Origin of the sequence: Endozoicomonas sp. (assembly GCF_051008435.1) — a bacterium.
In the GTDB taxonomy this organism is placed as follows: Bacteria; Pseudomonadota; Gammaproteobacteria; order Pseudomonadales; family Endozoicomonadaceae; genus Endozoicomonas_A.
In genome coordinates, this window is sequence record NZ_JBPCXO010000421.1 from 1 (window position 1) to 10,037 (window position 10,037).

Consider the following 10,037-nt stretch of genomic DNA (forward strand, 5'->3'; position numbering starts at 1 on the left):
TTCTTGATAGAGCGCAGTGATTTTTTTAGGGATGTCTTCTTGTTCAGGGCGTGACCCACAAAATACAGGCCAGCTGCAGGGGTATAAAACTCCGTGTCGGATTGCTCAAATTTCAGTTCCACAAAAACGCACTTATAGGGTGAAAACCCAGATGAGCAAATATTAGTCTACAGATGCTGATATTACTAAGTTTTTGGCAAATTTAACGATCATGAACTCACGGATTCAGGACTGTTTTACAAGAAAACGTCTTCTATTCATAGCCACATAAGTCATCCTGTTTCCAGCTCCCCGGAATCCACTAAGAGCCAAAAAGAAAGACAAGCAGTAATGATTAAAAAATACACCTGTGCACTGACTACATTTGTTCTGGCATCGTCTATCTCTATTTCTGCTAAGGCAGTTGAGTGGATTAATTCAAAAGATGCCGTTGGTAATATTGTTGCCTATACAATAAGCCCTGGAGATGAGAATAAAAGTTCTTACCTGATGTATACACGCATTGATGGAGATGAAGAACTTCAGCTATTTAATTCTGACACTTATTACCTGCGTAATGGTGATGAAATTACGGTAAACATTGATATTGAGGGTATGGAACAAAGTTATTCTCTCGACGGTTCTATCAGTGAGGGTATGCTGGTGATCACTGAGCTTGCGAACTACCGCGAAATGAAAGGACTGTTTGCACAGATGAAAATGGCAGAGCGTCTGCAACTGGGATACTCTTTCCAGTCCCGTGATGATGGGGAGAAGGGAGAGCTACTCACCTGCTCTGTAAAGTTTTCCCTTGATGGCTCCAATGACGCCATCACTGAAGCTTCTTATAACTGACTACCAGGGGCCGAAATTGTCTTAAATTCACAAGGCTCCTATAGCCAGTTCCTTGCGAGGCACTGGCTTTCCTCACTTCTCTTCCTTCGTACTTATATCGGACGGTCCTGACTGGCGAAACGGGTCTAATCAGAGCAAAATAGGCCACCGTTTGAACCTGATTTTACTGATGTCAGAGGTATAGGTCTTGATGGAGAGATTGCTTGAGCGTGTGCTGTATTCTGCACGCTGGTTACTGGCCCCCATGTATCTGGGACTGAGCCTGGTGCTTATTGTGTTATTGATTGAGTTTTATCAGGGGGTACTCTATCTGGGCTTTAATGTGCTGGAGCTGGCAGAGCATGATATTACGTTAAAAGTTCTGACATTGATTGATGTCGTTCTGGTCGCCGGCCTGATTGTAATGGTGATGTACTCTGGCTATGAGAACTTTGTCTCCAAGCTGGATATTGATGAAGATACTGAAAAACTGAGCTGGCTGGGTAAAATGGACAGTAGTTCACTGAAGGCCAAACTGGCTGCCTCCATTGTCGCTATATCCTCCATTCAACTTCTGAAAGTCTTCATGAATGCGGAAAATATAACCAACGATAAGTTGTTGATGAATGTCGTGATGCACATGACATTTGTGATTTCTGCTTTGTTGATGGGGTTCCTGGATCATTATGGCAGGAAAAAGCCGAAGCCTAATGGCGTTAGTAGCCCGGTGTCAGAAAAACTGATCGATTAGGCTCTGTTAGAGTGGCTGGTTACCACAGGTTTAACGCTGCGATAGCCAGCCAACGAGATCGGTCTCCCATCCATTTCTGTCGAGGTTTCGAGAGAATTCTTTCAGCCTCGGCAATGATTCTGCCTTTTATAGACATGGCCAATTGGATGTCCCCGTATTGGAGAAGAGAAAGGTAGATTTTCAGTATATCTTCGAGATTGAACTTCTGGCTTTTGCTGTTGATTTGCCTGGCTTTGCTCAGGGCATGATGTCTTGAGTACAGTTCCTGCTCCAGCTCAACCAGCGCCTGCTCACCCATTATTTCCAAAATGACAGGGGTACCCAGGCGTCTGCAGTGTTCAGTGGGAAGTAATCTGAAAATGCCCAGTTTGTCTTTTGCCGGGAGTACCGGTTGGAGAAAAAAGGTCGGCTTCAGTGCTGAAGGGCACTCTGTTGCCACCCGATAGCAAACCTCAATGCAGGCCTGCCTTTCTTTATCCGTGATTTTCCCAGTGAGTTTTTCCAGCAATCGTTCGGGACTGGCTCTTCGACTCTTGATAGCCGTGATAATCAGTTCAGGGTGTTGCAGTGCAGAAGCCATCTCTGCTGTCTGGGCAAGAGAAGCCTCTCCGTATTTTTCAACGACTCTCAATTCTTTGGGAGAGAGCCGTTCAGGATTTGAGGGCAGGGAATCAGCCAGCTTCAGCATGGCATCAGAAAAACTGCTGTCAATTTCAAGTGACTCGGGGAGCATATGGACAAGCGCTTTTCTTCGGCAGTCTGCCAACCGAACCCCGGGTGATAAAAAGCAATCAAGCAGGAAGTCACTGAGACCCCCTTCCATAATCTCCTGCCGGGTGGTGGGTGAACGAATAGCGGAAAACAGTTCAATAATATGTTCGCAGTGTTCTTCACTGTCCATGGGAAGATGTTCAATCAGTTTTGCGCAAGCTTCATCACTGAAGCCAGGGTAAGACTCACCCTGTAAGACTTTCAGCTGCTGGAGCAATCTGGCAATCATTGTTTTATCCGTATTGGGTTTCAATACCGACAGCGTCAACTGTCTGATGACATGCTGCTCTTCTCTTTCACGATGCGCCTCAGCAGGGTCAACAACGGGGGCTGCTGTTATAGCAAGAGCTTTGGGTGTATGGCCTTGCCATCTTGCCAGGGTCTGTTTCATTAGAGTAATGGCTTGTTCCATTTGAGCGGTTTCTGAAGTTTTCTCAGATATGCATGTCCTTAAATGACTTGTCAGCAATGCAACATCTGCAGGGAGCAGGCTCAGAGCGAGCGCATCAGGAATATCCGTTAACGGTTGGACCAGAAAATGGGCTGGATTTAACGTCTGATATAAGGAAGTTGGAAGGCAACCTTTTTCGATCAGAAGAATCAAGCGAGCCGCAGGTAAAAAACCACCTTTGGAAAGGGCGTGACGCATTGTTGCCAGACCCGCTTCTTTATTTTCACGAAAGCCCATTCCGGTATATTGTGCGATCCCATGATACAGCTCACGTTCAGGTGTCTGGCAGAGAAAGGGAGCGCTCAGGTATCGATAACATCGTGACTTTACACCGGAGTCCGTATCCGGGTTGAGCAGACACCAGTCGAGCAAACGGCATTGGGCTTCTAGATGAAAGCATTCTGCAGACTGACATAACTCTGCCGCTATATCGGTATCGGTGCTTCCTGATGGCAGATGGTGCCAGGCCAGCATAGCCAGAAGATAAGGTCCGGTTGTTTTACTGTAAGGGCTTTTTTTGAGCAAAGCATGATAGGCCGCAGAGAAGTCCCTGAACTCAACCAGTTTGCAACCTAGCGTCTGATAAAAATCGAAAGCATACTTCTCGCTTGCCAGAAGGCATTGCTTTTCGGTTGGAAGCTTGCTTCTATGAGTTGCCAGCACTGCAGTGAGTGAGAGCCTTTCAGGGGAATCAGGTGGGAAATGCTTCAGTAACGGTTTTGCTTCTTCTCTGGAGAGAATTCCAAGCTCCAGACTGAGGAGAAGGAACTTGATTTTCTCTTTTTCTTTAACCGTTTTGTTCTTGACCTGGTTGACCACATAGTCTTTGCAGGGGACACCGTTCCGATAGCTTAAGATCAATCGGGCAAGAGGCTTTTTATGCCCTGAATGACTTTCAATGATCTGTTCAGTCTCTTGTGGAGTGATCGGGTCAACCCTGTCTTTCTCAAGGGCTCTGATCCACTCTGCAGCCATGGGGGGCTCTTCCAGTAATGTACTGACAAGATAATTGATATGTGCTTGCAGGGAAGTTTGAGAAGACTGAAACAATTTACTGAAAAAAGCTTTGTCCTTTTTCTGGAGTCCCGTATACATGCTTTTGGCCAGTGCGTCTGGGGCCTGCTCTGTTTCTTCTGTCAGACGCACTTCCAGTTCTTCAGCCAGTGCCGATGTGCCTTCTTCTCTATTCACTTCGATATAGGAGCATAATCCCTGTAATTGCTGTCCTTTGAGCACGTGATCCAGCTTTTCAAATTTCACCTGTTGTTCTTTGATCTTCTCAAGTAGCTGATTCAACAAGAGTTTGGTTTGAGTCTTGAGTGGGCGAGGTACAGAAGTAAGGTAAGGAAGGGTTCTGAGCGCCACGGCCAGAGGATCAGCATTGGGGTATTGAAGGCACTGTTCAACAACCTTCAATGTCTGTGCTGCCAATGCCTGTGCTGCGGTTAGTTCTGTTTCAAGTGTTCTTACCAGAGCATGCTGCTCAAGAGCGTAGGAAAATGAGCCTGGTAATTTACAACGATACAGCTCGTTTCTTTTAGAGAGCGGTCCAAAACATTGAACGGCTTTTAGTTCCAGTTCGGACGCTGCCTCACTCAATGACTTCGATTGTCCATCTAGGGCCGCAAGGTTTTTTTCCAATATTGCCTGAACAGAGGATAAATGGTTTTGAGTCAAAGAATGGGTTCTGGCAATGACAGTATCCATCTGTTGAGTCAGTTTTTGAAAGGTCTCACGATCAATATGACGACTTGAATAGGAGAATAAGGTTTGGACTTTATCCAGCCAGGCTTTGAGAATGGCTGGGTTTTTCTCATCTTTGAGGGACTCTGATAGTTGCAGCAGTTCCTGACATTTGATGGAGACATCCAGGGGATGGTGAGTGATGACCTGTATTCTACACAGGGCAGAATAGTGGGGAGGCAGATCACTGAACAGGACTCGATAGTTCTGAAGATCTTTCCTGTCTTCTTCTTTTGCGTGGGCATATCGCCTTCCCATCCTATCGGATCGGTTAGCTGCCTGATATTGCCTGTTGAAACTCTTGAAAGCGGCAGTATTACCCTGTTCCAGAGCTAGTTTTCCCAGCGACTCATAAATATGACCGTAGTCTTTAGGGCTGACACCCAAATCAGAAGCGATCGCCAGAGCCAGATGGAGGGATGTGGCGGGTAAGGAATAATGACTGTAATGATTTTTAAGGTCGTACCAGAAACTGTTAAAGAAAGCGGGCTCATTATACCAGCGCTTGAGCAAGTGACTTTTCTGGCCGACGGTCTCCAGTATTTCGTCGAAAACCACTTCTTTGGACAAGCTGGCTGAGCAATGGTTAAGAGAGGCAAGGCGATACAGGGTTGCCATTCTGTCAGACGATAAAGCCCGTTCAATTAAAGTCTCATCGCCAGAGCCATAATTGGAAACCTGAACCATATGGGTGAAGACCAGTGTCTGTGGATCGCAGGAATATTGCCAGTCTTCAAGTAATGCCAGGGCTCTTTCCGGGAAAGCTTTGGCCTGAGCCGTTCCAGCAGCTTTCCAGTCATCGACTGAGTGAAGGTTATCCTTGCAGAGTGGATAAAGTTCTCTTGCCCGGGCATCGGAGTGACAGTGAGACAGGCAGATATTGATTAATTGTGTTTGATCACTCCGTGTCAGTTGGGAAGAGTCAGGTAACTTCTTGCAGCACAGGTAAAGTGCATTGGCCAGGTCCGGACAAAATTTTATCCAGGGTTTCGTCTCGGGCTTAAGCAGGGATATCAACAAGGTTTCGCGTTTTTGAGGTGTACCGGAAGTCAGATATAACTCAGCCAGTCGTTGTTGTGCGGGTGCGAAACCACTGCGAGAGAGCTTATCGAGTGTCTTCTCTGCCAGATGTTCTTCTCCCTTGACCCAGTTGCATTCGGCCATCCAGAGGTCAAAGAGAAAGCGAGCAGAATCTCCTGTTCTAGTACCTTTTGTGGCGTAGTCCTTTTCAAGAGATTTAAGAATGGCATCGGCTTTCTCAGTATCCAGATCGCCAAAAGTCTCCTTGAGGTAGAGCATGGGAGCGAGCTGTCTGACATTTGGATCTTCATTAGCCATCAGAAAAGAGGCAAGACCCGCTCTGCTTTTCTCAGAAGGTGAACGTAGGTAATGCGTTATTTGCTGAACAATAGTCTGGTCATTGGTTAATGGTTTCAGACTTTCAATTTCTTCGAAGGTCAGGGAGTGCATCCATTTAATGCCCTCATCAAACTGAAGAGCAGAAGTTTTATCTTTTGCAGGAAGCAGCAGCTGAGCGGAAAGCTCCAGTTTAGCTCTCGGGCTGCCAGCATCGGCCGCTCTTCTAAGGCAAAGCAGTTCCAACTCTTTGGATGCCGTTAAGGGAGGGGATGAGGTGGCTGCTGCTTTGGCTATTTCAAGATGCCAGTGAATGAATTCTTCGCGGTTAACTGATGGTAGTTGGGCAAGGCAGTCCAGTTGGCCCTGATTTAATTTTGAGAGGAAAATAATGGTATCGAGGTACTCGATAATCTCTTTGAGCTCTTCTTCACAACCTTTCGTTATCTGCAGCTGTTTCTGGGCAAAGTTGATAGTTTGCTCATACTTTCCTTGATCAAAACACTTTTGAACCAATGGCAATAGTTTCGTGAGCTGCTCGTGTCTGGTTTCAGGCATCGTTGGCCTGGAGTTCAGAAATAGGGCTGATTTGTCAAGGCTCAAGGGAGAGTGTGAAGGCTTGGAGCCAGCGCGCCTTATGCTATAGCTGGCCAGTGTCCTGGTGCCAGTTTGGGAGGCAGCTAATTCTGCAGACATTATGGAAGGCACCGCAGGCTGTTGAACCGTTGGTGGTTCCACAGTGTGTGGTACTGGGCGGCCTTGTATTAGACCCGAACTGGCTTCTGAACGCTGCAGCATGTATAGACCTCCTGTCATCGCAATAGCTCACGCCAGATAAAGGCATCTGGACATACTTGAGACCCTTGAGCGGGTGGAAAGTTCCTATTGAATTAAGTAGGCGTCCTGATACGGGAAAGGTAACTTAGAATTTATAATTTGAGTATTGATTAACCTTATTCAGTCTCTCTTTTATGTTGCTCTATACTCTGGATTTATTTGGTACTGCTGTATTTGCTATCAGCGGAGCCTGGCTGGCCTGTCGCAAGGATATGGATATCTTCGGTGCAATGGTTCTGGCGTTTGTCACTGCTGTGGGTGGTGGCACAATTCGCGATGTCCTTTTGGGGGCAACGCCGGTCTTCTGGGTTCAGGATCATGATTATGTCATGGTCATTCTTGCTTCAACCCTGCTGTCTATTCTTGTCCGACGCTGGCATGAGAGAATTCACAATCTGTTGTTGATTTCTGATGCCCTGGGTCTGGCGGTTTTTACTGTGATTGGTGTCACCAAGGCATTGGCTTTTGGTGCTTCACCCATTGTTGCTGTGATGATGGGAGTGTTGACCGGTTGCGGCGGAGGTGCAATCAGGGACCTGCTTTCTGGTGAAGTACCCTTGGTGCTGAAGAAGGAAGTTTATGCGTTTGCCGCTATGGCTGGTGGCGCACTGTTTGTTGTTTTAGGGCCACGTGTTGGAGTCAATGAGGCTACATTGCTTTCTGTCGGTCTGATTCTGTTGCTCAGATCGTTGGCGATGTACAAGAAATTATCACTTCCCCGTTTAGATCTGCCTCCAATCGCCCGCTGACCCGATGGGAACTCTGGTATATAGCTATTCGATCAGAGTTTCCAAAGTTTTAATAACAGTTATTTACTAGTCGTCGTTTATGTCTGTAAAACAAGGCATGGAAGCGTATCTGCGTCTATACCTTTCAAACCAACACACACACATTGAGGTTTGAAAATGGCTTTCTGTTCACGACAGGGGGCGGCGGTGCTGTCTCCTCTTTTTGCCGCCATGGCATTCTCATTTCATTCCAGCACTGCTCACTCTGCGGGTTATAGCATTCACGAAAACTCGGCAAGTTATATGGGTACAGCCTTTGCGGGGAAGGCTTCCAACCCACAGGATGCTTCGATAGCGGCAAACAATCCGGCAGGTATTGCTTTTGTTGAAGGTACTCAGATTTCCGTCGGTTCTGCGGTTATTTTCGAAGGAGGGGAGTTTGAGGGTAAGCATACTATTCCAGTAGGTGGAAATGATGTGATTGCGCAAGGTAAAACCAAAGATTTCCAGTCTACAACCTGGGTTCCTTTTGGTCATTTTGTGATTCCAGTAAATGAGCAGCTCAGCTTCGGTCTCAGTGGATATGGTCCCTATGGTATAGAGCTTGACTATGATAAAAACTGGGCTGGCAGGTACTTTGGTAATAAAACTAGTGTCAAAACAATAAACCTTCAAGGTACTGTTTCTTACAAATTTCAAGAAGACTTTTCGGTTGGATTTGGTCTTATTGGGTCTTACGTGAAAGGTGAGCTTACACAGAAAAGCAGTGCTATGAATCTGCCCCCAAATATTGCAGATATTAATGCGAAAGTTGATGGCGATGCAGAAACATTAGGATGGACTGTTGGAGCGTTATGGAAAGTCAGAGAGCGGACTTATTTGGGGTTGGCGTACTTCTCTCAGCTTGATTTTAAGTTAAAAGGGGATGTGACGGCAGATGGCGCTTTAAATATTCCTAACCCTATAACTGGGAAAATTGCTCAGGTCCCAGTTAATGAAAAAACAAAAGGGAAGCTTGATATTACTATGCCAGAGAAGGCAGCACTGAGCCTAACTCATAATCTCAATGATCAGTGGGCTTTGATGGCGGAAGCCACCTGGACTCGCTGGAGTCGCTTCGAAGAGTTCTATGTCAGGGCTGATGATCCAAATCTATCCAGTTATGTGCCCATCAAATGGAAAGATGTTTGGGCCTGGAGCTTTGGGGCTTCATGGCAAGTGATGCCCGAGTGGCAGCTAAGAGCCGGTTATATGTTCGATCAGTCTCCAGTAGACGACAAAAACCGTACCGCTCGTACGCCCGATGCTGATCGCAACTGGTTTACTCTGGGTGCTAACTGGAAACCTGATCCCAAGTTCTCCATTGATTTGTCCTATGCTTACGTCAAATTGAAAGAGGGTAAAATTAGCGAAACCAAACACGATATACCCACCAATGGTGGCGCAGTTATTCCCAGTTATGGGACATTAACCGGCGAATACAACAACAGTTCTCATATTGTGGCTGCACAATTGAATTATATTTTCTAGACTTGTTGAGCCTGAGGCCTTGCCTGCTTTGCGGGCAGGGTCTTGATATCGGTTTTTCTGAACCAGGGAATTATTCGATGAAAGCAACCTTGAACAACCTTACAATTAAAAAAAACCTCTTGATAGCAACCTTCGTTATGTCAACGGGTGTGCTTGTTTCAGGGTGTGCGTCCCAGCCTTCCAGTCACAAAGACGAAGCAGTGACTGACAAACGTGTGATTGATCAGGGTAAAGTCTGTCAGGATCTTGGCCAGATTTTCACTAAAAGCCAGGATGGTTTCTCTGACATTCGCAAACAACCTTCTTTCTATAACAAAATCACCATCTGGCAGACAGACTATCAGCCTTTGGAAGGTGGCTGTGAAATCTGGCAATGGTCCAATCGCTATAGCTATGTCTGTAGTCGTGTTCTGCCCGATGAACAAACGGCCACTCATGCTTTTGATGAAGCTTCCCGAGTCATCAGTCAATGTCTGCCAAAGAGCTGGAGCCAGCAGCAGGTAGCATTGCCAGACGAGAAAGGGGAAAAAATTCAATATTCCATCAATGGGCAGGTAAGGGGATCGTTGGAAAAAGTCAGCACAGGAGGGCTGTTTTCCAAAGCCTGGACGGTCTATTTGTTGATTTCATCACTAGAAAATACTCAGTAGTGGTGTTATGATAGGACGTACGCATTGACAGCGTGTCCTGAAATTTGATAAATGGCAGAAATGACTGTTTTTCAGGGATAAAAGTGAGAAGTACTACTCGCCCAACAACTGCACGATGCACTCTTTCACAATACATGGGCTTTTTGATGAGTGAGCCCGTCAACATGCACAAGGCTGGCAGAAGTGACAGGCATTTCTCACGATAGCGTTAATCGCTTTCTTCAGCGCGAGGATTATCAACCAAAAGATATGTTCGATGAGGCTGCTCAAGACCTATGCCTTGTTGGCGGCACCCTGAGTGTTGATGACAGTGTACTCGACAAACCATACAGCTATTCTGTGGCACTGGTCAGCCACTTCTGGTCTGGTAAGCACCACCGGGTAGTCAAGGGAATCAACCTCGTCAC

6 protein-coding genes and 1 pseudogene are annotated in these 10,037 nt (G+C 46.4%); 6 read left to right on the plus strand and 1 reads right to left on the minus strand.

From position 1 onward, the window contains the following. Window positions 1-330: 330 nt before the first annotated feature. The gene (locus tag ACR2PX_RS21210) at window positions 331-834 is read left to right on the plus strand and encodes a hypothetical protein (RefSeq protein ID WP_434001353.1); all 504 of its coding nucleotides are present in this window, start codon (window positions 331-333) and stop codon (window positions 832-834) included. Window positions 835-1,024: 190 nt separating this feature from the next. Further along, entirely contained in the window at window positions 1,025-1,564 is a 540-nt protein-coding gene (locus ACR2PX_RS21215) for a TIGR00645 family protein (RefSeq protein ID WP_434001354.1), read from the plus strand. Window positions 1,565-1,583: 19 nt separating this feature from the next. Here the strand turns inward: ACR2PX_RS21215 and ACR2PX_RS21220 are convergent, their stop codons facing one another. Then, window positions 1,584-6,683, minus strand: a complete 5,100-nt coding sequence (locus ACR2PX_RS21220) for a hypothetical protein (RefSeq protein ID WP_434001355.1) — start codon at window positions 6,681-6,683, stop codon at window positions 1,584-1,586. Window positions 6,684-6,856: 173 nt separating this feature from the next. On the opposite strand from ACR2PX_RS21220, the gene ACR2PX_RS21225 reads away from it, so the two are divergent. From ACR2PX_RS21225 to ACR2PX_RS21240, 4 genes and pseudogenes are all read left to right on the plus strand, one after another. Further along, entirely contained in the window at window positions 6,857-7,471 is a 615-nt protein-coding gene (locus ACR2PX_RS21225) for a trimeric intracellular cation channel family protein (protein WP_434001356.1), read from the plus strand. 156 nt (window positions 7,472-7,627) lie between these two features. Further along, complete coding sequence (locus tag ACR2PX_RS21230; protein ID WP_434001357.1) at window positions 7,628-8,980, plus strand: OmpP1/FadL family transporter; 1,353 nt, start codon at window positions 7,628-7,630, stop codon at window positions 8,978-8,980. Between the two features lie 137 nt (window positions 8,981-9,117). After that, a complete protein-coding gene (locus tag ACR2PX_RS21235) occupies window positions 9,118-9,630 on the plus strand; it encodes a hypothetical protein (RefSeq protein WP_434001358.1) in 513 nt (170 codons plus the stop codon). 83 nt (window positions 9,631-9,713) lie between these two features. Beyond that, window positions 9,714-10,037 (plus strand): annotated as a pseudogene (locus tag ACR2PX_RS21240) (IS701 family transposase); the annotation flags it as partial.